The 25,916-nt window shown below is 33.4% G+C and carries 30 protein-coding genes; 29 read left to right on the top strand and 1 reads right to left on the bottom strand.

Features of this window, described 5'->3' with window-relative positions:
• Positions 1–102: 102 nt before the first annotated feature.
• From ACPWSR_RS17360 to ACPWSR_RS17330, 7 genes are all read left to right on the top strand, one after another.
• Positions 103–681, top strand: coding sequence for a 50S ribosomal protein L25 (locus tag ACPWSR_RS17360; protein WP_426349483.1), 579 nt, complete (start codon positions 103–105; stop codon positions 679–681).
• A gap of 200 nt (positions 682–881) precedes the next feature.
• Positions 882–1,967: a hypothetical protein gene (locus tag ACPWSR_RS17355; RefSeq protein ID WP_426349482.1), complete on the top strand. Its 1,086-nt coding sequence runs from the start codon at positions 882–884 to the stop codon at positions 1,965–1,967.
• The gene (locus ACPWSR_RS17350) at positions 1,967–2,638 is read left to right on the top strand and encodes a YveK family protein (RefSeq protein WP_426349481.1); all 672 of its coding nucleotides are present in this window, start codon (positions 1,967–1,969) and stop codon (positions 2,636–2,638) included. The genes ACPWSR_RS17355 and ACPWSR_RS17350 overlap by 1 nt, the downstream gene beginning before the upstream one ends.
• An 11-nt stretch (positions 2,639–2,649) precedes the next feature.
• Positions 2,650–3,333, top strand: coding sequence for a CpsD/CapB family tyrosine-protein kinase (locus ACPWSR_RS17345; protein ID WP_426349480.1), 684 nt, complete (start codon positions 2,650–2,652; stop codon positions 3,331–3,333).
• A 2-nt stretch (positions 3,334–3,335) separates the two neighbouring features.
• Positions 3,336–4,109 (top strand): tyrosine-protein phosphatase, encoded by a 774-nt coding sequence (locus ACPWSR_RS17340; RefSeq protein ID WP_426349479.1) that lies wholly within the window; start codon positions 3,336–3,338, stop codon positions 4,107–4,109.
• 196 nt (positions 4,110–4,305) lie between these two features.
• Positions 4,306–5,808 (top strand): histidine ammonia-lyase, encoded by a 1,503-nt coding sequence (hutH, locus tag ACPWSR_RS17335; protein ID WP_426349478.1) that lies wholly within the window; start codon positions 4,306–4,308, stop codon positions 5,806–5,808.
• A 36-nt stretch (positions 5,809–5,844) separates the two neighbouring features.
• Complete coding sequence (locus ACPWSR_RS17330; protein WP_426349477.1) at positions 5,845–6,483, top strand: cyclodeaminase/cyclohydrolase family protein; 639 nt, start codon at positions 5,845–5,847, stop codon at positions 6,481–6,483.
• Positions 6,484–6,535: 52 nt separating this feature from the next.
• Here ACPWSR_RS17330 and pdaA read toward each other — a convergent pair whose 3' ends face one another.
• Positions 6,536–7,327: a delta-lactam-biosynthetic de-N-acetylase gene (pdaA, locus tag ACPWSR_RS17325; protein WP_426349476.1), complete on the bottom strand. Its 792-nt coding sequence runs from the start codon at positions 7,325–7,327 to the stop codon at positions 6,536–6,538.
• Between the two features lie 155 nt (positions 7,328–7,482).
• Between pdaA and ychF the strand changes: the two genes are divergently transcribed.
• From ychF to pyrR, 22 genes are all read left to right on the top strand, one after another.
• On the top strand, positions 7,483–8,586 hold the full coding sequence (ychF, locus tag ACPWSR_RS17320; RefSeq protein WP_426349475.1) for a redox-regulated ATPase YchF: 1,104 nt from the start codon (positions 7,483–7,485) through the stop codon (positions 8,584–8,586).
• A 190-nt stretch (positions 8,587–8,776) separates the two neighbouring features.
• Positions 8,777–9,205 (top strand): division/cell wall cluster transcriptional repressor MraZ, encoded by a 429-nt coding sequence (gene mraZ / locus ACPWSR_RS17315; RefSeq protein WP_426349474.1) that lies wholly within the window; start codon positions 8,777–8,779, stop codon positions 9,203–9,205.
• A 12-nt stretch (positions 9,206–9,217) separates the two neighbouring features.
• A complete protein-coding gene (rsmH, locus tag ACPWSR_RS17310) occupies positions 9,218–10,150 on the top strand; it encodes a 16S rRNA (cytosine(1402)-N(4))-methyltransferase RsmH (RefSeq protein WP_426349473.1) in 933 nt (310 codons plus the stop codon).
• A 6-nt stretch (positions 10,151–10,156) separates the two neighbouring features.
• Positions 10,157–10,660, top strand: a complete 504-nt coding sequence (locus ACPWSR_RS17305) for a hypothetical protein (protein WP_426349472.1) — start codon at positions 10,157–10,159, stop codon at positions 10,658–10,660.
• Between the two features lie 132 nt (positions 10,661–10,792).
• Complete coding sequence (locus ACPWSR_RS17300) at positions 10,793–13,000, top strand: stage V sporulation protein D (protein ID WP_426349471.1); 2,208 nt, start codon at positions 10,793–10,795, stop codon at positions 12,998–13,000.
• A 136-nt stretch (positions 13,001–13,136) separates the two neighbouring features.
• Positions 13,137–14,498, top strand: coding sequence for a UDP-N-acetylmuramoyl-tripeptide--D-alanyl-D-alanine ligase (locus tag ACPWSR_RS17295; RefSeq protein WP_426349470.1), 1,362 nt, complete (start codon positions 13,137–13,139; stop codon positions 14,496–14,498).
• Positions 14,499–14,535: 37 nt separating this feature from the next.
• Entirely contained in the window at positions 14,536–15,507 is a 972-nt protein-coding gene (gene mraY / locus ACPWSR_RS17290; RefSeq protein ID WP_426349469.1) for a phospho-N-acetylmuramoyl-pentapeptide-transferase, read from the top strand.
• A gap of 19 nt (positions 15,508–15,526) precedes the next feature.
• Positions 15,527–16,636 (top strand): stage V sporulation protein E, encoded by a 1,110-nt coding sequence (spoVE, locus tag ACPWSR_RS17285; protein ID WP_426349468.1) that lies wholly within the window; start codon positions 15,527–15,529, stop codon positions 16,634–16,636.
• Between the two features lie 252 nt (positions 16,637–16,888).
• Positions 16,889–17,656 carry a cell division protein FtsQ/DivIB gene (locus ACPWSR_RS17280; RefSeq protein ID WP_426349467.1) on the top strand — a complete coding sequence of 256 codons (768 nt, stop codon included), beginning with the start codon at positions 16,889–16,891 and terminating at the stop codon, positions 17,654–17,656.
• 21 nt (positions 17,657–17,677) lie between these two features.
• Positions 17,678–18,388, top strand: a complete 711-nt coding sequence (locus ACPWSR_RS17275) for a DUF881 domain-containing protein (protein ID WP_426349466.1) — start codon at positions 17,678–17,680, stop codon at positions 18,386–18,388.
• Between the two features lie 13 nt (positions 18,389–18,401).
• The gene (locus ACPWSR_RS17270) at positions 18,402–18,755 is read left to right on the top strand and encodes a small basic family protein (RefSeq protein ID WP_426349465.1); all 354 of its coding nucleotides are present in this window, start codon (positions 18,402–18,404) and stop codon (positions 18,753–18,755) included.
• The gene (locus ACPWSR_RS17265; RefSeq protein ID WP_426349464.1) at positions 18,752–19,486 is read left to right on the top strand and encodes a DUF881 domain-containing protein; all 735 of its coding nucleotides are present in this window, start codon (positions 18,752–18,754) and stop codon (positions 19,484–19,486) included. The genes ACPWSR_RS17270 and ACPWSR_RS17265 overlap by 4 nt, the downstream gene beginning before the upstream one ends.
• Positions 19,487–19,592: 106 nt before the next feature.
• On the top strand, positions 19,593–20,246 hold the full coding sequence (locus tag ACPWSR_RS17260) for a YggS family pyridoxal phosphate-dependent enzyme (RefSeq protein ID WP_426349463.1): 654 nt from the start codon (positions 19,593–19,595) through the stop codon (positions 20,244–20,246).
• A gap of 10 nt (positions 20,247–20,256) precedes the next feature.
• Positions 20,257–20,712 carry a cell division protein SepF gene (locus ACPWSR_RS17255; RefSeq protein ID WP_426349462.1) on the top strand — a complete coding sequence of 152 codons (456 nt, stop codon included), beginning with the start codon at positions 20,257–20,259 and terminating at the stop codon, positions 20,710–20,712.
• Between the two features lie 17 nt (positions 20,713–20,729).
• Positions 20,730–20,984 (top strand): YggT family protein, encoded by a 255-nt coding sequence (locus ACPWSR_RS17250; RefSeq protein ID WP_426351409.1) that lies wholly within the window; start codon positions 20,730–20,732, stop codon positions 20,982–20,984.
• A 17-nt stretch (positions 20,985–21,001) separates the two neighbouring features.
• Entirely contained in the window at positions 21,002–21,775 is a 774-nt protein-coding gene (locus tag ACPWSR_RS17245) for a YlmH/Sll1252 family protein (protein ID WP_426349461.1), read from the top strand.
• A gap of 11 nt (positions 21,776–21,786) precedes the next feature.
• Positions 21,787–22,374, top strand: coding sequence for a DivIVA domain-containing protein (locus ACPWSR_RS17240; protein ID WP_426349460.1), 588 nt, complete (start codon positions 21,787–21,789; stop codon positions 22,372–22,374).
• A gap of 114 nt (positions 22,375–22,488) precedes the next feature.
• Positions 22,489–23,253, top strand: coding sequence for a 3-deoxy-7-phosphoheptulonate synthase (gene aroF, locus ACPWSR_RS17235; RefSeq protein WP_426349459.1), 765 nt, complete (start codon positions 22,489–22,491; stop codon positions 23,251–23,253).
• A gap of 59 nt (positions 23,254–23,312) precedes the next feature.
• Positions 23,313–23,930 (top strand): TraR/DksA C4-type zinc finger protein, encoded by a 618-nt coding sequence (locus ACPWSR_RS17230; protein ID WP_426349458.1) that lies wholly within the window; start codon positions 23,313–23,315, stop codon positions 23,928–23,930.
• Positions 23,931–23,950: 20 nt separating this feature from the next.
• Positions 23,951–24,391: a signal peptidase II gene (gene lspA / locus ACPWSR_RS17225; protein ID WP_426349457.1), complete on the top strand. Its 441-nt coding sequence runs from the start codon at positions 23,951–23,953 to the stop codon at positions 24,389–24,391.
• A 3-nt stretch (positions 24,392–24,394) separates the two neighbouring features.
• Entirely contained in the window at positions 24,395–25,306 is a 912-nt protein-coding gene (locus tag ACPWSR_RS17220; protein ID WP_426349456.1) for an RluA family pseudouridine synthase, read from the top strand.
• Between the two features lie 71 nt (positions 25,307–25,377).
• Entirely contained in the window at positions 25,378–25,914 is a 537-nt protein-coding gene (pyrR, locus tag ACPWSR_RS17215; RefSeq protein ID WP_426349455.1) for a bifunctional pyr operon transcriptional regulator/uracil phosphoribosyltransferase PyrR, read from the top strand.
• Positions 25,915–25,916: the final 2 nt, after the last annotated feature.

Raw genomic sequence — 25,916 nt, 5'->3', positions numbered from 1 at the left:
ATTTAATTATAGATTAATTACTTTTACAGTGCAATAGAAATCGTATAACCATTGAATAAAATAGTTATCTACTGGAGATAATTCCATATAGGAGGGATTTCAATGGAAAATATAAATGGATCAATACGTCAGGATTTCAAAGGTAAAAGTGCTAGAAGAATTAGGAGGCAGGGTAAGGTTCCTGGAATATTGTATGGAGTAAATCGAAATAATTACCTTTTTGAAGTAAGTGAACTTGAACTAAATAGAGAAATTCATAATAATGGAGAACACGCTATCTTAAATCTAATCGTTGAAGAAGAGCCTCATAAGGTGTTTATTAAAGAAGTTCAGAGGGACTCAGTGAGCCATAAGATAATCCATGTAGATATGGAGGAAATAACAAAGGGTAAAACTATAACTGCTGAAATTCCAATTAATTACGTGGGTGAAGACAGATTAACTACCTCTGGTGCAATTGTACAGAGAGAAAAAAATAGTGTTAAGATATCTTGCACTCCTGAAAAGTTACCTAAATTTATAAATGTTGATTTAAGTAAAGCTCAGGTAGGAAGTGTTTATAGGGTAGCAGATTTAGAGCTAGGCTCAGAGATATCTATTAATGATAATATTGACTCTATAATAGCACTGATAAGCATAGAGAAAAGCTTAGAGCAAAACTTAGAGCAAAGCTCAGAGTAGAAGATTTATGGGAAGACAAAGGTTTTCCCATAAATCTTTATTTAATTTAAAGAGCTAGTGAATAATACTAAAAACAACCATGATTACAAATTATCTCTTTAAAATATAGTAAAATATAGTATAATTAATTTGTTAATGAATTAATAGTGGATAAATAGTTGCTTTATTTGTAGCATTTAAATCTCTTAGGTGGTGGAAAAATGGATTACAACGTAAAATTTAGAGAAAATTTAAATAGATACCTCTTTTTAGAATTTAAAACAGATAAAATTGCAGAATACTTTCCAATAAAAGAAAACTCTCTAAAAGAAGATTTTATACTTTTACCTATAAGCTCACAATACATTGTTGATGGAGATAAGGTAGAGGAAAATCTATCCATGGTCTATTTTATTGAGGGGATGTTTTATATTTTAGGTGCTGACCCGTATTTTAAATATAGCAGTCAGTATAAGATTATCCTATCCTCCAATTCTGTTAATTCAGACTATATAAAAAGCAAAATAGCAGAGTGTTTTAAAAAGGAAGAATTTGAAAAGACCTTTGTGCTTTTAAGAGGTTTGCTAGAGATTAATAATGATAAGGAGGTTTTTAGACAGGCCATAAACGTTGGTGAGTTATTAAGAAATAGAGATATTGAATTTTCAAATGTACAGCTTGCTCTTCTTGAGAATTATAAGGAATACTATCCAAACGATGAATATCCTGACTTGATAGAAGGGTTAATTGCTTATTCTGATGGAGACTTAGGTTTAGCTAATATTAAGATTCACAACTATATTGCAAGAGGTGGAGAAGCAACTGATGAGCTTCATGGTGTCATGGAGGATATTAAGGAACAATTAGACTATAAGAGGGCATCGGATCTTGTAGCATCAAAGCCTGAAGAATCACTGAAGATTCTCTTAGAGAGGCTAGCTCTAAATCCTGATGATCCTTATCTTTTATATTATATAGCTGTGGCATATAGAAACTTGGAGCTCTATGAGAAAGCTATTTATTATCTTAATGAGGCATTAGCCATAGATAATTCTTTTATAGATGTTATAAATGAACTTGGAATAAATTATGCCGCAATAAAAAACTATGATATGGCCATTGAATTTTTGAGAAAAGCTTTCGAAGCCACGAGAAGTATCGATATTTGCTGCAACTTAGCTCTTTGCTATTATTACAATAAAGATATTGAAAAAGCTAAACAACATGTTATTATTGCAGAAAAACTAGATAGCAATGATGAAATATTAACGGATATTAAGGAACTTATATTCAAGGAGGAAATTTAATGGAACTTAGGGAATATTTTCAGATTATTAAGAAGAGATGGCTACTGGTTGTGGTGATAACTCTTCTGGCAAGTTTAATAAGCGCTTTAGTGAGCTACTTCTTTATAAAACCTACCTATAAAGCTGATATATCAGTAATAATTGGAAGTACCTCTTCAGTGGGAGATGAAACAGGGCAGAGTTATAACGATGTTTTAATGTATCAGAAGATAGTTCAGTCTTATACAGAGATAGCCAAAACAAGATTAGTTGCCGAAGATGTTATAGATGCTTTGAATTTAGATATGTCAAGCTCACAGTTAATTAGTATGATTTCTGTTTCTGTGAAAAGTAATACAGAAATTTTAAATATTATGGTTAAAGCAGATGATGCAGATTTGGCTAGAAGTATTGCCAACCAATATGCGAAGTCCTTGAAGAAAGTAAGCATGGAAATTAGAAATGTTGATAATGTTCAGCTTATGGATGACGCTGTGTTACCAACATCTCCAGACAGTCCTAGACCACTTTTAAATATTGCTATAGCTTTTTTTCTTGGCCTTATGTTATCTGTAGGTGTTATATTCTTAATCGAGTATCTTGATAGTACTATAAAAAGCCAGGAAGAATTAGAAAGATTATTTAATGTACCAGTATTAGGGGCAATTCCTCTAGTAACAGATGAAAAGTAGAGGTGAATGTTATGATAAAAGATGTAGTATCCTTTGATAATCCTAAATCTAGAGCGGCAGAGGCCTTTAGAACTTTGAGGACTAATATACAATTTTCTGCCTTTGATGATAGCTTGAAGACCATTGTTATAACCTCTAGCGCGCCAGCAGAAGGTAAAACAACGGTTCTAACCAACCTGGCTATTACCTTGTCTCAAAGTGGAAGCAAGGTTCTTATAGTAGACTGCGATTTGAGAAAACCTTCTATTCATAAGAAGCTAGCTTTATCTAATTTAGAAGGGTTGACAAATATATTAGTGCAAAATAAAAAGATTGAAGAATGTATAAAGGTAACAGAACAGAAAAATCTCTTTGTACTCACCAGTGGTCCTATACCACCTAATCCCTCAGAGCTTTTAGGATCCAAAAGAATGAAGAATATATTAACTGAGTTTCAGCAGATTTTTGATTATATACTTATAGATGCACCGCCATTATTAGCAGTTACTGACTCTCAAATCCTTTCAACTGTTGCTGATGGGGTAATTATAGTTACGGTGTATGGTAAAACTGATAAAAATTCTATTATGAAAAGTAAGGATTTACTAGATAAGGTAGGAGCTAAGATAATAGGCTTTGTTCTAAATAAAATACCTGAAAAGGCAGATTCATATTATTACAGTAAGTATTATAGCTACTATGGAGAGAGTGAATAATTATGACAAGGATAGATTTTCACAGTCATATACTTTGGAATGTAGATGATGGTTCATTAAGTAAAGAAATGACATTGGACATGCTTTCCATATCAGAGGAGGAGCGAGTAGAGTATATATGTGCTACACCTCACTATATAATTAATGAGCAGGAGATTGCCTTAGAAGATTATAAAGAGAGATTTGAGCTGCTCACTGAAGCTTATAAAGGGAATGTTAATTTAATACCTGGTTTAGAGCTGTATATGCATCCAAAGCTACCTGAATACTTTAAACAAGGGAAAATTTTTGGGTTAAATAAAGAAAAATATATGCTTATTGAGCTACCTATGAGAGATTTTCCTATTTACACTAGGGATGTTTTTTATGAATTGTCAATATTAGGAGTAAAGCCTATACTTGCACACCCTGAACGTAATTTGAAAATTCAGCAGTCACCTACATTTCTTATGGAACTTATAGATGATGGAGTGCTTGCTCAGGTTAACGCTGGAAGCTTATTAGGAGTCTATGGACAAGCTGCTAAGGATTCTGCGGAATTATTTGTGAAAAATAATATGATTCATTTATTAGGTAGTGATGCACACAATAATCAAAGAAGAAGTCCGAGAATAAGTAAAGCTTACAGAAGATTAAAAGAACTTAATCCTGAGCTGTATACTTGGATAAATAATAACAACGAGAGTATTATTAAGGGAGAGGATGTTCATCCTTTGGCGATAATAAGACAGCAGCATAAAGAAAGCTTCCTTAAAAAATTATTCAAAAAGAGTTGATAAAAGTAACATATATAAATAAGTGCAAGTGTATGGCATAAGAATGTCCTTCCTTGCATTTATTTTTTTGTGTTTCTACAATTTAATATGATAAAATTTTAAATAAATTCAGACAATTTATAAAGGCTGAAAATAAAGGGAAACTATGATTCTCTAGAGAATAAGTTATCTATAATTCTAATATAGGAGAATTTTTATGGATAAAAAAATAATTATCAATGGCAGGGATTTGGGTTTAAGGGAAGTAATACAGGTAGCTAGAGAAGGATATGAGATAGAATTATCTCAGGATGCTATTCGTAATATTGAATTTTCTAGAGGTATTGTAAAAAAGATTATTGAAGAGGAACATACAGTTTATGGAATAAATACAGGCTTTGGTAAGTTTTCAGATGTTAAGATATCACAAGAGGACTGTAATACTCTTCAAAGAAATCTGATAATTTCCCATGCTTGTGGCTGTGGTCCCATTTTACAAAGGGATGAAACTAGAGCTGTTATGCTGCTCAGAATTAATGCTTTATCAAAAGGTTATTCCGGAATAAGCTTAAATACATTAAATGTATTGATAGATATGTTAAATAGAGGTGTACATCCTTCAATACCTGAGAAGGGCTCTCTGGGAGCTTCAGGAGACTTAGCGCCATTATCACATATGGTTTTGCCTATGATTGGTGAAGGTGAGGCAGAGTACAAGGGAAGGATTATGTCAGGAGAAGAAGCTATGATTGAGGCGGGGATAGAAACCATTACCCTATCCTATAAAGAAGGGCTGGCTTTGATAAATGGAACACAGGTGATGACGGCTATAGGAGCTTTGGTCGTATATGATGCTATTAAGTTAACTAAGATATCAGATCTGTCTGCAGCTTTAACGGTAGAAGCTTTAAGAGGTATTACAGATGCTTTTGATCTTAGGGTTCACTCTATAAGGAATCATAAAGGGCAGATTAAAACGGCAGAAAACCTTCTGGCTCTGCTAAAAGGGAGTGAATTTACTACTAAACAAGGAGAGCTAAGAGTTCAGGATGCTTATACTTTAAGATGCATACCACAAATTCATGGAGCTAGTAAGGATGCTATAGAATATGCTAAGGAAAAAATAGAAATTGAGATAAATTCTGTAACAGATAATCCCATAGTTACCCTAGAAGGGGATGTGATTTCAGGAGGTAATTTTCATGGACAACCTATAGCCCTGGCCATGGATTTTTTAGGTATAGCTGTAGCTGAGATGGCCAATGTGTCAGAGAGAAGACTTGAAAGGTTAGTTAACTATCAATTAAATGATTTACCACCCTTTCTTACTAGGGAGGGGGGATTAAACTCTGGATTTATGATAACTCAATATGCTGCTGCATCATTGGTATCAGAGAATAAGATTCTTGCACATCCAGCTTCAGTGGATTCTATTCCATCCTCAGCCAATCAAGAAGACCATGTAAGTATGGGAACTATTGCAGCAGTTAAAAGCAGGAAAATACTGGATAATGCCTTTAGAGTAATAGCTACAGAGATTTTTGCAGCCTGTCAGGCTATAGATTTTAGAAAGGAAGAAAGACTAGGAGAAGGTACATGTATAGCTTATAATAAAATAAGAGAAAATGTGAAATTTATAGATAAAGATGTAATCATGTATAAAGAGATTGATAAATGTTTTGAGATAATCAAACAGGACTCATTTATCGATTTTATGTAGGCAGATAATAATATAATTGTTTAGGAGGTAATAAAAATGTTTAAGAATGTGACAATAAATGATTTTTTGCAGGATCTTGCTTCTAATTCTCCAGCTCCAGGAGGGGGTAGTGTAGCTGGGCTGTCTTCAGCGCTAGCTGCTGCATTAGGTAGTATGGTTTGTAATTTAACTATACCTAAAAAGGCCTTCGAAAAATTATCAGAAGAAGAAAAATCTACAGTTCATAGCTCCTTAGAGGCTTGCAAAGAATCTATTGATAAATATATAGAGCTTATGGAGGAGGATACTAGAAGCTTTATGGGTGTTATAGAAGCTTATAAGCTTCCTAAGGATACCGAAGAAGAGGTTGAAGCTAGGAATAAAGCGGTGATGGAAGGTTATAAGGTAGCCTTGGAAACTCCAAAGAAGCTTTGTGATGAAAGTCTTAAGCTTTATCCAGTATTAGACTCTTTAGCGGATTTAGGAAATAAAAATGCTATATCAGATGTGGGTGTTGCTGCTTTGATGTTATATGCTTCTATTGAAAGTGCATTGTTAAATGTAATCATCAATTTAAATTCGATTGATGAAATAGGTTATAAGGATGAAATCAATAAGTATATCAGTGCTGCGAAAGAAAAAAATGAAGCCATGAAGAACAAAATTATAAACAAAGTTAATAGTAAGATAAGTTAAAAAGAAGGTGCTGTGTTAAAAGTAGTTTTACACAGCACCTTCTTTTAGGGTATTATAATTCTTCAAGGGATTTTATTTCGTAGCCATCTGCCTTCCATTTTGTAATCAACTGGTCCAATATTTCTGCATTGGTTTTTGAGACGGCATGGAGCAATATTATTGCACCGTTATGAGTTTTATTGACTATCTTATTCATGGCAAAATCGTGAGAAGGTTGTTCTTCAGGTATCCAGTCTCTATACGCAAAGCTCCAGAAGATAGTTTTATAGCCTAGATCTGTGGTGTATTTGAGAGAAAGCTCGCTATATTTTCCCATAGGGGGTCTGAAAAATTTTGCTATATCCTTTCCAGTAACTTCTTTGTAGACTTTTTCTACCTCTTGAAGCTCAATTTTGAATTTTTCTAAATCTAATACTGAAGCCATAGAAGGATGATGGGCACTGTGATTACATACTAAATGACCTTCAGCCTCCATTCTCTTAACAATTTCAGGATTAGATTTTATATAGGGTTCAACTACAAAAAATGCTGCCGGTACTTTATGTTTTTTTAGGATGTCTAGTATTCTTTCTGTATATCCATTTTCATAACCCTCATCAAAGGTTAAATATATGACCTTCTTGTCTGTATTACCTAGATAATATACAGGATATTTGCTGATAATATCCCTAGTTTCCTTTGGAGATAATGGGGGTTCACCATTGTTTCTGCTCTCATAATACCAATCATATTCTTTTGTATTTAAATTGGAGGCATATTCGCTCATACTGCTGCCTGTAAAGCTGCTTGATGAAAATAAATTTAAAGATAATAGAGTAGAAAGCAGAACTAATTTAATATTCATATAATCACCTCAATATTAGTATGTACAATTTTAATGGTATTATTGATGTATTAATAATTGATTGTTATTTGTAGATTTTTCTTAGCAAGGTAAAATTCTTGAAATAAAACTACCTCTAGAGTATAATTTTATAAGGTTAACATTAGAAGAAAGGAATGTACGCAATGAAATTAGGAATTGTTGGTTTACCTAACGTAGGTAAGAGTACTTTATTTAATGCAATAACAAAGGCAGGAGCAGAGTCAGCTAATTATCCTTTTTGTACCATAGAGCCTAATGTAGGAGTTGTAAATGTACCAGATAAGAGATTAGATGTTTTGGAAAAAATGTATAACTCAAAGAAGAAGGTTTACACTTCCATTGAATTTTATGATATAGCAGGCTTAGTTAAAGGAGCAAGCAAAGGAGAAGGCTTAGGAAATAAATTCTTATCTCATATCAGAGAGGTTGCATCTATAGTTCATGTGGTTAGGTGCTTTGAGGATGAAAATGTTGTTCATGTAGAGGGAAGCGTTGGCCCCATTAGAGATATTGAAACAATAAATTTAGAACTAATTTTATCAGACTTAGAAGTTCTGGAAAGAAGAATGGAAAGGACTATGAAAACCGTTCGTTCTGGAGATAAGAAGGCAAAAGAGGAATACTCTTTACTAGAAAGATTAAAAGCTCATTTAGAGGCAGAAAAGCCTATAAGAACCATGGAGCTTACAGAGGATGAAGAGGAATTTGTTAAAACCTTATTTATGCTTACTTCCAAGCCGGTTTTATATGCCTGCAATGTTTCAGAGGAAGATATATCTAATCCTGAAGATAATTCTTATGTACAAATTGTTAAAGAATATGCAACTAAAGAAAATTCAGAAGCTGTTGTTATCTGTGCAAAACTAGAAGAAGAGTTGTCAAGTTTATCTGATGAAGATAAACTGGAGCTTTTAAGTGAGTATGGGCTTTCAGAGTCAGGCCTTGATAAACTGATTAAATCAAGCTACAAGCTCCTTGGTCTTATGAGTTTTTTAACAGCAGGAGTTCAGGAAGTAAGAGCTTGGACTATTAGGATTGGTACAAAAGCACAAAAGGCAGCAGGTAAAATACATAGCGATATAGAACGAGGTTTTATCAGAGCAGAAATAATATCCTTTAGCGATCTTGTGGACTGTGGCTCTGAAGCTAGTGCAAAAGAAAAAGGTTTATATAGACTAGAAGGAAAAGAGTACATTATGCAGGATGGAGATGTAGTAAACTTTAGATTTAATGTCTAAAGGATACAACTATATAAGCTTATGGAAGCGAAATGTTTCCATAAGCTTTTTTTATGAACTTTTTTACTAAATAATTTTTAAAAAGTAAAATTTGTTAAAGATTTATCTCGTTATATAGAAGGATTTTTATGACTTATGGAGAATAGATATATTAAAGTGGTAGTAAGTGGTGTGAAGTGGAGGTGATCATTTGTTTATTGGTGAATACAATCATTCCCTGGATAATAAGAATAGAATGATCATCCCTGCGAAGCTAAGAGAGGGATTGGAAGGACGATATATTATCACTAAAGGTCTTGATGGATGTTTATATGTATATCCCTTAGATGAATGGAGAGAGCTGGCAGAAAAGCTAAAGGCTTTGCCCCTTACTGATAAGAATGCAAGAGATTTTGTAAGGTTTTTCTTTTCCGGTGCTTCTGAAATAGAGGTTGATAAGCAGGGAAGAGGTCTTATTCCTCAAAATCTTATTGAATATGCTGGGATAACAAAAGATATAATAAGTATTGGAGTATTAACTAAGGTGGAAATATGGAGTAAGGAAAGATGGGACCGCTACAATAATGAAACGATGGATTATAATGAACTAGCTGAAAAAATGCGTCAACTTGGCATATAAGGAGAAGTATCTATGGAATTTAAACATGTTTCAGTATTATTAAATGAAAGTATTGAAGCTTTAAATATTTTAAGTGATGGTATTTATGTAGACTGTACTTTAGGTGGTGCAGGACATTCTGGAGAAATTATAAAGAGGTTGTCAGATAAAGGACTGCTTATAGGTATAGACCAAGACCAGGATGCTTTAAATCAAGCGAAAATAAAGCTAGGTGGATATGAAAATTTAAGGCTTGTTAAAAATAATTTTCAAAATATATATAGTATTTTAGAAGAGCTTGAGATAAAGGGTGTTGATGGTATTTTAATGGATTTAGGTGTTTCATCCTATCAATTAGATAATCCAGAAAGAGGCTTTAGCTATATGAAGGATTCTCCTCTTGATATGAGAATGAATAAGGATGGGGACTTAACAGCGGAATATGTAGTTAATGAATATTCTGAGGAAGAGCTAACAAGGATTATAAAAGAGTACGGAGAAGAAAAATTTGCTAAAAGAGTTGCAAATTTTATCATTAAAAATAGAAACGAAAAGAGAATTACTACTACATGGGAGTTAGTTGATATAATAAAAGCAGCTATACCGGCTAAGGCTCGCAGAGAGGGACCGCATCCTGCTAAACGAACCTTTCAAGCTATTAGAATAGAGGTAAATAGTGAGCTAGAAATTATATCTGGAACTATAGAGGATAGTGTGAAAAAGCTTAATGCAGGGGGAAGACTTGCAATTATAACCTTTCATTCGTTAGAAGATAGGATAGTTAAAAATACCTTTAGGAAGCTAGAAAATCCATGTACTTGTCCACCTGAGTTTCCTATGTGTATATGCGGCAAGGAGCCTATGGTGAAGGTAATAACAAGGAAGCCTATAGAACCTACTGAAGATGAAGTTAAAGAGAATCCAAGAAGTAGGAGTGCTAAGCTAAGAATATTAGAAAAGCTATAGAGAGGGATGGGTATAGAGATGAGAGAAAAGAAATATTCGGAATACAGGACCCTAGGAAGTAATGCAGTTGTTACAGAGAGACCTTTACATAGGGAAGAGCAAAAGAAACAGAAAGAATTAAAAAAAGTAAAGATTAATAGAAGAATAAAACAGTTAGAAATTGCAAAAGAGCAGAAAAAGAGCATAATTCAGGTAGCAGTAGCTATTCTTATAACTGGAATTATTACAATAGGAGGAAACTCTTCTCTTTATGCTAAGCAGGACCAGGTTAGTGACCTTAATGGTCAAATAAATGAATTGAAAAGTGATAATGAAGCATTGAATCTAAAGTTATTAAAGGTAGCTAGCTTAGATAATATAAAAAATGTAGCTGAGAATCAATTAGGCATGGTTAACCAAGACGCTAAAGAAGTAGTTAGATATAATCTTTCTGAGAATAATTTTCCAGAGGAAAACGGAAAAAATGAAAAGCAAAGTATATTTGCTAAGATTAAGGATGCACTCTTTTAGTGCATCCTTATTAATTATCACAAGGAACTCTAGCTTATGTGAATTTTAATGTCTATAAAAATGAATACAATAGTATTTATTTTTATATAATTTATTAAAGGTAATCAATGGGTGAGAAAATGGAGGAGTCTTGTGAATGAAAGAAAATATTTAGTAGATAGGGTAGTAACAAGAAGAAGGATACTGGCATGTCTATTACTCATGTTCTTTATTTTTATATTATTATCAGTAAGAGTAGCGTATATAATGGTAGTAAAAGGACCTGAATATAAAGCTATGGCTACAGAGCAATGGACAAGCAGAGTGAAAATTGATGCTAAAAGAGGGAGGATACTAGATACTAACTACAAGGAGCTGGCTATCAGCGGAAACGTGTATAGAGTTGACTTAGATTTAAATACTATTAAGAGCTATATAAATACCTACAATTATGATAATCCTAATAACACCATAGATATGGAGTATATTGCAATAAAAATTGGGGAAGCTTTGGAGATGGATAGCTTTGAGGTGTTAAAAAAGTTAGAAAGTAAGCTTCCAAATGGAAAAGATATGCAGTCTGCCATACTGGCTAGACGTATAGAAAAAGAAAAAGTTGATAAGCTAAAGGATCTAAATATTACAGGTGTTCTAGTTTCCTCTGATACTATGAGGTATTATCCTAATAATGATTTCTTAGCTCATGTATTAGGGGTTACCAATAGTGATGGTAAGGGTCTTACAGGTGTAGAATATGTTTATAATGATGTTTTGCAGGGAAAGCCAGGAGTAAGGCTCGTAGAGATAGATAGAAATAGTAAGGACCTGGCTTATACTATTTCTGAATATAGTAAACCAGAGGTTGGTAAAGATGTAGTTCTAACAATAGATGAGAATATTCAAGCCTTTGCGGAGCAGGCGGCAAAGCAGGCATTAAGTGATAATGGAGCTAAGGCAGTAACTATAGTTGTAATGAATCCTAAAACTGGCGAGGTTCTAGCTTTAGTTAATAAGCCTGACTATGACTTGAATAATCCTAGAGATAAAGCACTAACCTTTGAAGAACTACAGAAGACTTGGAGAAATAGGGCGGTGAGTGATACCTTTGAACCAGGTTCTATATTTAAAATTATTACTGCAATTGCGGCTTTAGAGGAAGGTGTGGTAAATGAAAGTATGAGCTTTTCCTGTGGAGGAAGTACAGTAGTGGGTGGGAGAACTATAAAATGCTGGAGAACCTCAGGTCATGGAAGTCAAAATTTTTCTGATATTATAAAAAACTCTTGTAATATGGGGTTTATACAGCTAGGTCAAAAGCTGGGCAAAGAAAAGCTTCAGAAATATATTGATCTTTTTGGTTTTGGTAATAAATCTGGAATTGATCTTCCTGGTGAGGCATCTGGTATAATTAAGCCGCTGAAGAGTATAAATGATACTGACTTGGCTACCATAGCCTTTGGACAAACTAATACAGTAAATACTATGCAGTTTATGGCTGCCTTCAATGCTGTTGCTAATGGAGGAACGTGGATAACTCCACATATTCTTAAGGAAGTTTCGCATATAGATGAAAAAGGAGAGACAATCATAGATAGTAAATTCTCTAAAGGCAAGGAGATAAGAACTGTAAGTGAGGAGCAAACAGCTATATTAAGAAAGTTTTTAGAAAGAGTTGTAGTAGAAGGATCAGCAAAGAATACTTTTATAGATGGATATCATATAGCAGGAAAAACAGGTACCGCACAGAAGGTTATCAATGGGGTTTATGGCAGTGGAAAGTATATCTCTTCTTTTGTAGGAATGGCACCGGCTGATAACCCGCAGATAACACTTATGGTTACTATAGATGAACCTAATCCGGGAATGTATTATGCAGGCTTGGTAGCAGCGCCTGCTGCGAAACAAGTTTTTTATAATATATTTAATTATCTTGGGATTAAAGGTGATACCAGCCTAGAGGAAACTACTCGTAGCTTGTTAAAGGATGTAATAATACCCGATGTGAGAGGTATGTCAACTGGTGAGGCAATAGATATATTAAAGAAAGAAGGATTAGTATATAATATTGAAGGAGAGGGAAGCTTTATTGTTGATGTGAGCCCTAAGCCCGGATATACTATAAAAGAAGGAGATAGGGTTAACCTTTACCTCGGTAATGATACCAATTATAATAAAGATATAGTATTGCCTGATTTTACGGGATATAGCAAAGAAACTGCAATAGCTGTTCTTAAAAAGCTAAATTTAACTGCTGACTTTCAAGGTGAAGGCTGGATAACAGTACAAAGTGTTGAACCAGAAGCTTTCGTTCAAGAAGGAGCTGTCATTAAATTTATTTTAAACGATGAAATTGGTGACTAAGGTTTTAGCATGCAGTTTATTTTTTGTGTAACTGCATGCTAAAACTATGACAGTGTGTATATTAAATAGTTTTAATAAGCAGCTTAATAAACTTTTATGCTTTTATGATGAAAGATGAGGAGAAAGTGGTGGAATTATGATTAATTTAACATTAGAAGAATTATTACAGGTTACTGAAGGATATCTCTATAATGGGGAAATGAGAGAGCTATCGATAGATTATGTTTCTATTGATAGTAGGACTATTAAAGAGAATAGTATATTTATAGCCTTAAGAGGAGATAACTTTAATGGTAACTTATTCTGGAAGGATGCGATTAATAAAGGAGCAAAGGTTATAATATTAGATGAGAAGCCTTATATTGAAGGTGAAAGCTTACAGGAAATAATTATTATAGTTAAAGATACAAAAAAAGCTTTATTGGATCTTGCAAAGTACTATAGAAAGAAGCTTGAAATTAAGGTTGTGGGAGTAACTGGGTCTACAGGAAAAACCTCCACTAAAGATCTCATAGCAGCTGCTTTAAGTGATAGATATAAGGTATATAAAACCAAAGGAAATTACAATAATGATATTGGCATGCCACTGTCAATACTGAATATCCATGATGATGTTGAGGTTGCAGTTCTAGAGATGGGGATGAATCATGCTCAAGAGATACATAGACTAGCAGATATTGCCAGACCTGACGTCGGAGTGATAACAAATATCGGGATTACTCATATTGAGAATTTAAAAACACAAGAAAATATTTTTAAGGCTAAGATGGAGATTGCTGACTTTTTTCAAAATAGCAATGTACTTATAATTAATGGTGACGATGAATATTTGAGAAAGGTTGAGAATAAGAATTACAAAGTGCTTAAAACAGGCATAGAAGAAAAGAATCATATCATTGCAGGAGATATTGTTTCTTTAGAAAATGGAATGAGGTTTACCTTTAAGGTTAATAATCAAAATAAAGAATTATTCTTGCCGCTTCTTGGAGTTCATAGTATATATAATTGTTTATTAGCTATAGGAGTGGGAGTAACATTAGGAGCTACTCTGGAGGAAATTGAAAAGGGTATTGAAAATCTTGAAGCTACAGCAATGAGGCTAGAGATATTTAAGAAAGGGGATATAACAGTAATTAATGACTGTTATAATGCTAGCCCTACTTCTATGAAAGCTGCTATTGATGTTCTGTCTAAAAAAACTGGAAAGAAAAAAATAGCTGTCCTTGGTTATATGGCTGAATTAGGTGATTATACAGAATCTGCCCACATAGAAATCGGAGCTTATGCTAAGGGCAGAGATATTGACATGCTTTTGACTCTCAAAAATGTTGGTGAGCTATACTGCAGGGGATATGGCAATCGGGTTAAGGTTTTTGATAGTGCTGATGAGTTAATAAGCGAGCTTAACGAAATTGCTGCCTCAGGAGATGTAATACTAATTAAGGCTTCCCGAAGCCAACATTTTGAAGAAATCACTAAAGGCTTCTTAAATTATTAAACTAAGGAGGTGTACTACTCTTTTGGAGTAGATTTTTATGAAAAATTATTTATCAATACTTAATCCCAAAATATTACTTGGCTTAATATTAGGCTTTTTAATAGCGTCTCTTTTAGCGCCGTTATTTATTCCTATGCTTCATAAGTTGAAATTTGGACAAAATATCCGAGAGGATGGACCTCAAAGTCATTTAAAAAAAGCAGGTACTCCTACCATGGGAGGGCTTATTTTTATAGCATCATCAATAATTTCAGTTTTTATTATGATAAGAAATCCTTCTGATGAAGCTGTAATAGCACTATTATCCATGATTTTTTTTGGTGTTGTTGGTTTTTTAGATGATATATTAAAGATAATAAGGAAGAAAAATCTTGGGCTGAGGGCATGGCAGAAGATGCTGCTATTACTAATTGTGTCTTTATCCTTGGCTTATTATGGCTATACAGAGATTGGTACTAGCATAATTATCCCCTTTACAAGTAAATATTGGAATCTAGGAGTTTTGTTCTATCCATTTATTGTTCTATACTTTGCAGCTACAACAAATGCTGTTAACCTGACAGATGGACTTGATGGACTAAACTCCTCGGTTACATTATTAGTTATGACTTTCTTTGCTATAATTAGCTTTAATCTAGGGCATTATACCTTAGCTGTTTTTTGTGTTATAGTAGCAGGTTCATTGTTAGGTTTTTTAAGATTTAATGCTTTTCCAGCAAGGGTTTTTATGGGTGATACTGGTTCCCTAGCATTAGGAGGAGCTGTAGGTGCTGTTGCAATGCTCTTAAAGCTTGAGCTTCTTGTAATTATTGTAGGGGGGATTTACGTAACAGAAACTCTATCGGTAATATTACAGGTAGCATCCTTCAAGCTCACAGGTAAAAGAATATTTAAAATGGCACCAATACATCATCATTTTGAGCAATTAGGTTATAGTGAAACAAAAATAGTATCTATGTTTTCTATAATAACAGTAGTGCTGTGCCTTATAGGTTTTCTTGCTCTTTAATAAAATGGGAGGATTATAAATGAAGAAAATTAGAAAGGGTGGACAGGTTGATATAATACTTTTTGCAACTATTTTGATATTATTAGCAATAGGGGTAGTGATGATATATTCAGCCAGCTCTTATTCTGCCTTATATAAAGAAAAAGATTCTATGTTCTATCTGAAAAGGCAGCTAATATGGTCAATATTAGGTATAGTTGCCATGATATTTACAACGCTTATAGACCATAGTAAAATAAGAAGATTAACTGGTTTATTGATGATTGTAAGTATACCCTTACTTTTTATGCCATTCCTATGGGATCCTATAAATGGTGCTTACAGATGGATTCAATTAGGGTTTATTAGCTTTCAGCCCTCGGAATTAGTGAAATATGTTGTGGTTTTGTACTTAGCAAATAGCATTACTAATAAAGGTGAGAGAATAAAAAGCTTAGTATATGGGATATTCCCAGCCTTGTTTGTAGCAGGTATGTATGCTGGAATTATTCTTGTGCAAAAGAATCTCAGTATTGCAGCGGTAATAATGATGACTACTATAGTTATGCTTTTTGTTGGTGGGGCTAAAAATTCACAAATGTTTACCTTGTTGCCGGCAGTTGGAGCTGCAGGGGTTTACTTTGCATTATCAACTCCTTATAGAAGAGAAAGAGTTTTAAGCTTTTTGGATCCCTTCAAGGATGCAGCGGGGTCAGGATATCAGGTAATTCAGTCGTGGTACGCCTTAGGCTCAGGAGGGATATTAGGACTTGGTCTAGGTAACTCAAGACAAAAGGCCTTCTATATGCCAGAGCCTCATACAGATTTCATTTTCTCTATTATAGGGGAAGAATTAGGGCTCATAGGATGTTTATTTATTATTCTCTTATTTATAATTTTTGCTTGGAGAGGAGTGACCATTGCGTATAAAGCAAAGGATGCTTATTCTTCACTCTTAGCAGTAGGGATAACATCAATAATTATTATTCAGGCAGCAATTAATATTGCTGTTGTTACTGGATCTATGCCTGTAACTGGTGTTCCACTGCCATTTATAAGCTATGGTGGATCATCTCTTCTTCTCAACATGCTTGCCATGGGGATACTCCTTAATATATCTAAGCAGAACGATAAAACTGCTTTGCTATAGTACCAAAGAATTGTAATATCAGCTATATGTAAATATAGCTGTTTTTTTTGTTCTTTTCTAGTATTTATGAAAGGACTTCGTTATGAATTTTTCTTATGAAAAAATAAATAACGAGGGTAAAGAATGATATAATTAAAAGTATATGTTATTATAGTGATAAGCTATTAATGTGAAAGAGGTCGTTATAAAAATGTAAATTGTCTATTTATAAAAAAATTAATCTTTAATTATATTTGATAAAGTGGTGGGGAAATGAGTAGGACTAAAAATAGTAGCAGCAATAATGAATTAATTAGAAAAAGAAAGAAAAAGAGAAATAGAAAAAGAATACTTTGGTTATTTATTTTTCTTACAGGTATCTTTGTTCTTTTTTCCTTGAAAACCGATTATTTTTATGCCAATAAGGTTATAGTAGAGGGGAATAAATATGTAGAGGCTAATAAAATTGTAGAGCTTTCTGGAATTACAGCAAATACAAATATCCTATATATGAACGTTAGAAATATTAAAGACAGTATTTTAACTAATAGCTATCTAAGCAATGTAAAGCTTAAACGGAAGCTACCGAATACTATAGTGATTGATATTGATGAAAGAACCCCAAGATATGTTATAAATAATAATGAAAGCATATATATTCTCGATAGAGAATTATTTATATTGGAGATTAGAGCTGATAATCCTTTAGGGTTACCAGAGTTAGCAGGTCTTGATACAACTGGGTTGGATTTAGGTGATAAAGCCACCGACAGTGTGAGGATAAAATATTTTGTTGAAAATTATACTAGGTTAATGGATAGTCTTTCTGAACCTATTTCTATCAATAGAATAGATTTTACCGATACCTTGAATATACAACTAGAGATAAATAAGCTGATTATTAGGCTCGGGGATGAAGAAAATTTAGAAGATAAGCTTAATAAAGTAATAAATATATTAAAAGAAGAGGCTGACTATGTAAACTTAGAAGGTTATATTGATGTTAGCTTTGATGGTAATCCTGTGAAGCTTTTTAATTGATGGACAGAAAGGGGAAGATTTATGAAAAATGTTAAATCACAAATTTCTCTTGCAGTAGTTTGTGCTATTTTAGGATTCTTGCTATCCTATCAGTTTAGGATACTAAATAAACAAGATATAGATTTAGAAAATTTTGATAGGACTGATATCGTTGCTGAAATTGAAAATCTCAAGGATCAGAGAGAAGAGCTACAATCAGAAAATAATTCTTTGTCGGAAAAATTAAAAGGATATGAGGAGGCAGCAGCCAGTGTGGATGCTGCAACAAAAGCTATAAAAAATGAATTAGATAACACAAGGCTTATAGTAGGTAGCGAAGATGTAGTTGGAGAGGGCATAGTATTACACTTAACACCACAGTCATCGGTATTTAATACAGATACAACCTACTTAACGGATATAGAGCTTGTGTACGTAATAAATGAACTGAATTTTGCAGGTGCAGAGGCAATATCTGTAAATGATAAAAGAGTATCCCTTCAGACGGGAATAAAAAGCTCATCTAATAACAGTTATATTTTAATCAATGATGAAAAAATTTCACCTAAGGATAGGATAACTATAAAAGCAATAGGTAATAAAACGAATTTATATAGTGCCTTAACCTTTACAGGAGCTTTGGATTTTAATGCTCTGGTGTACTATGATAAAAAATATGAAAAGGTAGATGAAATAGTTATCTACAAGAATACGAAAACTCCTAGCTATAAATTTTTGACTCCGGCGAGTTAGATGAGGTGATATAATGATTGCATTTTTTGGATTGTTGATAGGAATAATAATAGGTTTAGTGGCAAGAATTAATATACCAGAAGCCTTTTCTCCATATTTATCTGTAGCTATTTTAGCTTGTGTAGATTCTGTTTTTGGTGCCCTTAGGGCATCCCTATCAAAAAATTTTCAAGCAGATATATTTATATCTGGTTTTTTTGGAAACGCAGCCTTAGCAGCAGCCCTTGCTTTTTTAGGTGATAAATTAGGGATTCCTATATACATCGCAGCAGTAATAGTATTTGGTGGGAGGATTTTTGATAATTTTGCCATAGTGCGTAGGTTAATAATTGAAAAGCTTAGAAGACGTAATGAGGTGAATAAATGAAAATTACAAAGGGCTCCTTGTACATATTTATTTCCAGTGTGCTCATAGGGATCCTGTTAGTAGTAAATATAAGCTTCAAGGAAGATGATATAATTAGGGGTAAATTTTTATCGGCTAAGGAATATCAAGAAGCTCAAAATAATAGGACATCATTATACAAAGAGATTGCTTCCTTACGAGAGCAGTATTATGTGAGCCTAGATAAAATAGATAATTACAGATATTCTTCCGAGAGCACTTCACAGGTTTTGCAGGATATGGAAGAAGAAAGTCTGATAAACAATATGCTCTTAGGAAAGATTGATGTGAAGGGACCAGGAGTGACAATGGTAATTTCTGATGGTAGCGTTGACCATACTTTGGGTATAGATGATCCCTATCTTCAAAATTTACGTACCGTCCATAATTACGATATCATGAACATTATAAATGAGCTGAAATTATCAGGAGCTGAAGCCATATCCATAAATGATCAACGGATACTTCCAACCTCGGAAATATATTGCAGCTGGGCTTTTATCAGTGTTAATGGAGTGAAACTTCCGGCTCCTTTTATAGTAAAAGCTATTGGAGATGCTGAGGTTATAGAAAATTATTTAAATAGAACTGAAAGCTATACTAAAACATTGATTAATAGAGGAATTAATGTATACATAACCAAGGCTGAAGAAATACTACTCCCAGCAATAGGAAATAGACTTCAGATGAATTATTTAAAAAGTGCTAATTAATTTTTTTATCTTAATAAATAATGCAATTTTTGAAGGAAATTCGCTATTTACATAGAATAATTACTCATAGGCGTTAGATTCATCAGAGATTTAGGAGCGATATAAAATGACCATTAATGATAATATAAATTTAATTAAAAATAATATATTTGGGGATGTGCTCCTTGTAGCTGTAAGCAAAACACAATCTATACCTGTAATGCAGGAAGCATATGAAGCGGGGATAAGAGATTTTGGTGAGAATAAAGTACAGGAGCTTTTAGATAAATACGAGTCTTTCCCAGATGTAAGATGGCATTTTATCGGTAACCTTCAAAAAAATAAAGTCAAATATCTGGTGGATAAGGTCTATTTGATACATTCTTTGAGCAGTGTAGGCTTGCTAAAGGAAATTGAAAAGCAATATTCAAAAAGGGGTAGTAAGGCTAAAGTTCTTATAGAAGTTAATATAGGCAGAGAGGATACCAAAGGAGGAGTATTTTTAGAGGATATTCCGAATTTTATTGAAGAGGTTGAAGCCTGCGAATATGTTAAGGTTCTTGGTCTAATGGCTATTATACCACCGGGAGATGAAGTGAGCTGCACTTATTATTTCAAAGAGATGAAAAAATTGTGGGATTCTTTAAAGGGTAATAATTATAAGAATATTACAATGAAATATTTGTCAATGGGGATGTCTGGTGATTATAAAATTGCTTTATCACAGGGATCCAATATTATAAGAATAGGCCAAGGAATATTTGGCAAGAGAAATAGATAGGAGGATTAAGATGGCAAAGATGATAAATAAAATGAAAGAGTTCTTAGGATTAGATGATTATGAAGAAATGGAAGATTATGAGGATGAATTCGTTGAAGATGAAGAGAGAGACGAAGAGTTTGAACCTGTAGTTACTTCGAATAAAAAGTCTCAGAATAAAGTAGTCAACATTCATACTGCAGCAGCTGCTAAAATTTCCATAGTTAGGCCGGTAGATTTTGCCGAAGCTACAGAAATATGTGATGATTTAAAAAACAGAAAGATTATCGTGATTAATACTACAAGTCTCGAATTAAAGATAGCTCAAAGACTCTTAGATTTTGTTAGTGGTGCCTGCTATGCTTTAAGTGGAGAATTTCAAGAAGTTGAGAAAGGTGTTTATCTTTTATCTCCATCAAATGTAGAGGTTACGAAGGAATTAAAAAGTGAACTAAGTTCCAAAGGCTTATTTAATTGGAACAAGTAGGTTAGGAGGAGAAACTAATATTATATAGGGTAATAAACTTATTATTCGATATCATAAGGTATGCAATAATAGCAGAGGCTATTCTATCCTTCTTACCCATGGGAACTTTAAGGGAAATAAGAAGCTTCTTAAATGCTTTCACAGAACCTATATTATCACCCTTTAGAAGGATTCAAGAAAGGTTTTCCTCTGGTATGATGATTGACTTTTCACCTTTATTAGCTCTATTAGCTTTGAGCTTTTTAGAGGGGTTAATATTTCAATTACTATGAAAGGCTAATATTTCAAAATGATAACAAAAGAAAATTTTTATAAAATTTTTCCTTTTCAAGAGGAGGAAAGTTTTAAGTCGCAGATATATGAAAAGTATCTTTTAGCCGCTAGGAATAACCAATACAGTCCTATAAAATTTTATTTAAGTCCGAAATACTGGGTTTATTTAAAGGACTTCTGTGAAAGAGAAAATATGCCTTATCTTTGCGAGGGTTTTTTTGAGGAGGCAGAAAGGAAGCTTTTTTCTTTTAATTATTATCCTGGTGATAATGTGCAGGGAACCGTTATCGCTATAAAGAATAAATCTAAATTTAGAGCTTTATATCATAAAGATTATTTAGGCTCTATATTAGGCTTAGGAATTGATAGGAACACAATAGGTGATATTATTGTTCAAAATGATGTGGCTTATGTGGCCGTTCTGAAGGATATATTGCCTTTTATTCAAAATAATCTTTTAACTATAGGGAAAAACCCCTGCGAAATAGTTCCCGTTGATGATTTTAACAAGTTACCTGCTGCAGAGTTTGAAGAGTTCAATATAATAGTAACATCTAGAAGATTGGATAATATGGTCTCAGCTCTAGGAAGCTTTTCTCGAGGCGAAGCGGTAAAGTATATAGACAGGGGATTGGTGCTGGTAAATTATCTAGAAGCCAAGGAAAAAAGTCTTATGGTCAAAGAAGGAAGCACAATTTCCATACGAGGAAAGGGTAAATTCAAAGTTTTTAATACGGTCAATAATACAAAAAGTGGTAGGTCAGTTATAAGGATAAATAAATTTATATAAGAGGTGGAATTATGAGATTAACTCCTAATGATATTAAAAATAAAGAGTTTAAAAGAGGTATGAGAGGCTATAATGCTGACGAGGTTGATGAATTTTTAGATAATATATGTGAAGATTATGAATCCTGTTTTAAAGAAAACGCACTTCTTAAAGAGAAGATTGCAGCTGCAAATGATAAGCTAGATCACTATACAAAGATTGAAACTACTATTCAGAACACCCTTTTACTTGCGCAGAATGCCTCTGAGCAGGCAAAATTAAGTGCCCAAAAGGAAGCAGAGCTTTTGTTAAAAAATGCTAATGAATCGGCACAAAAAATAATAGATAAAGCTCAAGGAGACGTAGTAGCCATAAATGATGAATATGATAAAGTTAAACAGGAATTTATTCAGTTTAGGGCTAAATATAGAAGCTTTATGACAGCTCAGCTGGAAACCTTCGAAAATTTAGAAAAAGAATTAATTAAAAGCTATAACCTAGGAAAGACTACAGAAAAGATAGATGAAAAAATCATAGAGGAAGATAATTACATAGTAGAAAATGATAATATTCAGAAAGATGAATTAGAAAATATTAAAAGTTTTTTTGTTAATAGTTAATCTCACTTTTATAGTGAGTTTTTTTCTTGCAATATAATTAATTATTAAATATTATATAATTAGTTTTATAGTATAATAAACTTCCTTACGGCAGATAAGAGGTGTATAAACTAATTGAAAAGCAGTATAAATTTTAATATAATAAACGATTTATTTAATGATTTAAATAGACCAGTAATCATAGCTGGCCCTTGCGCTGTGGAGAGCTTAGATAGTATGATGTCCTTAAGTCGTAGGTTAAAGGACATTGGGGTAGATATGCTCCGAGGCGGTGTATATAAACCTAGAACCTCTCCATATGATTTTCAAGGCTTGGGTGAAGAGGGGTTAAAGGTTTTAAATGAAGTGAGAAAAGAGTTAATGCTGCCTGTATCTACGGAAATTATGGATCCACGAGATATTCAGAAGGCTATAGATTATGTAGATGTTATACAGATAGGTTCTAGAAATATGTATAACTATACTCTCCTCAGAGAGGCGGGAAAAACTTCTGTTCCAATAATTTTAAAAAGAGGTATAAGTGCCACTTATAAGGAGTGGTTATCCGCTGCAGAATACATACTAAAAGAGGGTAATAATCAAATAATTCTTTGTGAAAGAGGTATAAGAACCTTCGAAAATAGTACAAGAAATACCCTTGATTTAAATGTTGTGCCTTATATGAAAGAAAATACTTCCTTTCCGATTATTGTTGATCCTAGCCATGGGACAGGAATACGAAGTTTTGTTCCACCTATGTCTAAGGCTGCTATAGCCTGTGGTGCTGATGGACTCCTTATTGAGGTTCATGAGAATCCAGATGAAGCAATATCAGATTCCTTTCAAACTATAGATGTGGATATATTAAAAGGATTAATAAAAGATATAGGAAATAAATAAATTGTAATAAAATCTCTTCCGTTTGTAAAAATATAATTGTAATGATAAGGAGGGATTTTATGAATACTAAAGAATTAACTCATTATAAAAATATACTTTTGAATGAAAAAAAGAAATTTGAAGATATGATTGACCACATTGAAGAGGTCGAACTAGATGGACTAAGGGAACAGCTTCATAGTGAGCTTGCTTTCTATGATAATCATCCTAGTGATACTGGTGATGAGATAACAGAGCTCCATAAGGAGCAGGCTTTAAAAACAAATCAAGAATCTCTGCTAGCTAGAGTTAATCAAGCTCTGGAGTATATTGAGGATGGCAGCTATGGCAGTTGTAAAAGCTGCGGAAAAGAAATCGATATAGAAAGGCTAGAGATTTTACCTTATGCTAAATACTGTATAGATTGTCAGGAAGCCATAGATGCAGAACATCGTAATCCCATAGATCCTGGGAAATACGATGATAGGTTGCTGAAAAACCCATTCGCCTATGGTTATAATGACAATTCTAATTTTGATGAGATTGGTTACGATGCAGAGGATTCTTATCAGGATGTAGATAGATATGATAGATTAAAGTACGATAGAGAACACCATAATGACGGTGATGATGATTTTTATGTTGAGCCTATTGAAAAGATAAGCAATGAGCAGTATAAGAATCAATTACCTGATTAATATTTTTTTTGGGGGATAAAATGGCTATTTTAGTAATTGTTTTTCTTTTGTTATTAGATATTATTTCTAAGCAATGGGCACTGAGATATTTGGCAGTGGAAGGTGATATAACTGTTATTAAAGGCTTCTTTAATTTAGCCTATTTAGAAAATAGAGGAGCAGCCTTTGGGATATTGCAAAATAAACAGATTTTTTTAATTATAATTACATCAATAATTATTTTAGGGATGCTATATTATGTATTCATTTTGAAGCCTAAGAGTAAGCTCCTGAACTGGAGCCTATACCTAATTATTGCTGGTGCAGTGGGAAATCTTATTGACAGAAGCTTTTTAGGCTTCGTAGTTGATTTTTTAGAATTCCATTATAAAAGTTATTACTTTCCAACCTTTAACTTAGCAGATACCTTTGTAGTTATTGGTACTGGGCTTCTAATAATATATGTCCTAAAGGGAGAATAATTAATGAAAAATGTAAGATTTACAGAAGATGATATCTCCATAGGTGTAAGGATAGATAAATTTCTTACAGATAGGCTTAAAGCCTCGTCTAGGTCTTATATGCAAAATATTATAGATAAAGGTTTGGTAAAAGTTAACAATAAGGTGGTTAAGAGCAACTACAAGCTCAGGGGTGGAGATGAGATTGAGGTTACTATACCAGAGGCGGAAAAGCTAGAGGTGATACCACAAGAGATACCACTAGATATTTTGTACGAGGACAGAGATGTTATAGTTATTAATAAGCCTCAGGGTATGGTTGTCCATCCTGCAGCAGGAAATAAAGACAATACCTTAGTGAACGCACTCCTACACCACTGCGAGGATTTATCCGGGATTAATGGTGTTATAAGACCTGGCATAGTTCATAGAATTGATAAGAATACTTCTGGAGTCTTGGTTGCAGCTAAAAATGATAATGCACATAATAAGCTCGCTGAACAATTAAAAGAGCATACTATGAATAGAGAGTATATTGCCTTAGTAGAAGGAAGACTAAATAATGAGAGTGGAACCATTGATGCTCCATTAGGTAGAAATCCACAGGATAGATTAAAGTATGCTGTGGTTAAGAACGGAAAAAATGCTGTTACTCACTATAATGTGCTACAGGTCTTTGATAGATTTACTTTAGTTGCCTGTAAGCTAGAGACTGGAAGAACTCATCAGATTCGTGTTCACATGGCATATATAGGGCATCCTCTTGTAGGCGACCCTTTGTATGGTTATAAAAAGCAGAGTTTTAAGCTTGAAGGACAGCTGCTCCATGCTAGAATTTTAGGGTTCGTGCATCCTTCAACGGGAGAGTATATGGAATTTGAGGCGCCGATACCAGAGTATTTTCAAAGGATTATTAGTAAAATTAAGGTTAGTTGATGGCTAACCTATTGTTTGATAGAATAAATATAATAAATTATTAATTAATACAAAGAATAGGAGCCTGTGCTATGAAATATAAAGCTACATTGATGGATGGGGAAGCAATGAGTAGAACCCTAAGGAGAATATCTCATGAAATTATAGAAAAGAATAAAGGTGTAGATGATTTAGTTTTAATTGGGATAAAAAGAAGAGGATATCCGCTAGCTGAGACCATTGCTAAGAATATACAAAAATTCGAAGGCTGTGAGGTACCCGTAGGTAGTGTAGACATAACCCTTTATAGAGACGATTTAAGCACTGAATATGAATCTCCTAGGATAAATGATAGCAATCTAGGTATAGAGGTGAAGGATAAAAAGGTGATTCTTGTGGATGATGTTTTATATACCTGCAGAACAGCAAGAGCGGCTATAGATGCTGTGATTTCTTCTGGAAGACCTCAAGGCATACAGTTAGCAGTGCTTATAGATAGGGGGCATAAGGAGCTTCCTATCAGAGCAGATTATGTTGGTAAGAATATACCCACTTCTAAGAATGAGCTTGTTTCTGTTAACCTGATGGATATTGATGGTGAGGATTCAGTAAAAATATATGATATTTAAAA

Source organism: Alloiococcus sp. CFN-8 (genome assembly GCF_049943125.1).
Classification (GTDB): Bacteria; Bacillota; Clostridia; order Clostridiales; family Clostridiaceae; genus JAEXZL01.
This window is presented reverse-complemented; position numbering and strand designations above follow the sequence as displayed.

Excerpts from the sequence above, each read along its gene's own strand:
- ychF (WP_426349475.1), top strand. The coding sequence starts at position 7,483 with ATGTACGCAATGAAATTAGGAATTGTTGGTTTACCTAACGTAGGTAAG.
- ACPWSR_RS17275 (WP_426349466.1), top strand. The coding sequence starts at position 17,678 with ATGAAAAATGTTAAATCACAAATTTCTCTTGCAGTAGTTTGTGCTATT.
- ACPWSR_RS17340 (WP_426349479.1), top strand. The coding sequence starts at position 3,336 with ATGACAAGGATAGATTTTCACAGTCATATACTTTGGAATGTAGATGAT.
- ACPWSR_RS17265 (WP_426349464.1), top strand. The coding sequence starts at position 18,752 with ATGAAAATTACAAAGGGCTCCTTGTACATATTTATTTCCAGTGTGCTC.
- ACPWSR_RS17230 (WP_426349458.1), top strand. The coding sequence starts at position 23,313 with ATGAATACTAAAGAATTAACTCATTATAAAAATATACTTTTGAATGAA.
- lspA (WP_426349457.1), top strand. The coding sequence starts at position 23,951 with ATGGCTATTTTAGTAATTGTTTTTCTTTTGTTATTAGATATTATTTCT.
- hutH (WP_426349478.1), top strand. The coding sequence starts at position 4,306 with ATGGATAAAAAAATAATTATCAATGGCAGGGATTTGGGTTTAAGGGAA.
- spoVE (WP_426349468.1), top strand. The coding sequence starts at position 15,527 with ATGAAGAAAATTAGAAAGGGTGGACAGGTTGATATAATACTTTTTGCA.
- ACPWSR_RS17305 (WP_426349472.1), top strand. The coding sequence starts at position 10,157 with ATGGGTATAGAGATGAGAGAAAAGAAATATTCGGAATACAGGACCCTA.
- ACPWSR_RS17355 (WP_426349482.1), top strand. The coding sequence starts at position 882 with ATGGATTACAACGTAAAATTTAGAGAAAATTTAAATAGATACCTCTTT.
- ACPWSR_RS17360 (WP_426349483.1), top strand. The coding sequence starts at position 103 with ATGGAAAATATAAATGGATCAATACGTCAGGATTTCAAAGGTAAAAGT.
- ACPWSR_RS17295 (WP_426349470.1), top strand. The coding sequence starts at position 13,137 with ATGATTAATTTAACATTAGAAGAATTATTACAGGTTACTGAAGGATAT.
- ACPWSR_RS17245 (WP_426349461.1), top strand. The coding sequence starts at position 21,002 with ATGATAACAAAAGAAAATTTTTATAAAATTTTTCCTTTTCAAGAGGAG.
- ACPWSR_RS17345 (WP_426349480.1), top strand. The coding sequence starts at position 2,650 with ATGATAAAAGATGTAGTATCCTTTGATAATCCTAAATCTAGAGCGGCA.
- ACPWSR_RS17260 (WP_426349463.1), top strand. The coding sequence starts at position 19,593 with ATGACCATTAATGATAATATAAATTTAATTAAAAATAATATATTTGGG.
- pyrR (WP_426349455.1), top strand. The coding sequence starts at position 25,378 with ATGAAATATAAAGCTACATTGATGGATGGGGAAGCAATGAGTAGAACC.
- ACPWSR_RS17280 (WP_426349467.1), top strand. The coding sequence starts at position 16,889 with ATGAGTAGGACTAAAAATAGTAGCAGCAATAATGAATTAATTAGAAAA.
- ACPWSR_RS17350 (WP_426349481.1), top strand. The coding sequence starts at position 1,967 with ATGGAACTTAGGGAATATTTTCAGATTATTAAGAAGAGATGGCTACTG.
- ACPWSR_RS17240 (WP_426349460.1), top strand. The coding sequence starts at position 21,787 with ATGAGATTAACTCCTAATGATATTAAAAATAAAGAGTTTAAAAGAGGT.
- pdaA (WP_426349476.1), bottom strand. The coding sequence starts at position 7,327 with ATGAATATTAAATTAGTTCTGCTTTCTACTCTATTATCTTTAAATTTA.
- mraY (WP_426349469.1), top strand. The coding sequence starts at position 14,536 with ATGAAAAATTATTTATCAATACTTAATCCCAAAATATTACTTGGCTTA.
- ACPWSR_RS17220 (WP_426349456.1), top strand. The coding sequence starts at position 24,395 with ATGAAAAATGTAAGATTTACAGAAGATGATATCTCCATAGGTGTAAGG.
- ACPWSR_RS17330 (WP_426349477.1), top strand. The coding sequence starts at position 5,845 with ATGTTTAAGAATGTGACAATAAATGATTTTTTGCAGGATCTTGCTTCT.
- ACPWSR_RS17255 (WP_426349462.1), top strand. The coding sequence starts at position 20,257 with ATGGCAAAGATGATAAATAAAATGAAAGAGTTCTTAGGATTAGATGAT.
- rsmH (WP_426349473.1), top strand. The coding sequence starts at position 9,218 with ATGGAATTTAAACATGTTTCAGTATTATTAAATGAAAGTATTGAAGCT.
- ACPWSR_RS17270 (WP_426349465.1), top strand. The coding sequence starts at position 18,402 with ATGATTGCATTTTTTGGATTGTTGATAGGAATAATAATAGGTTTAGTG.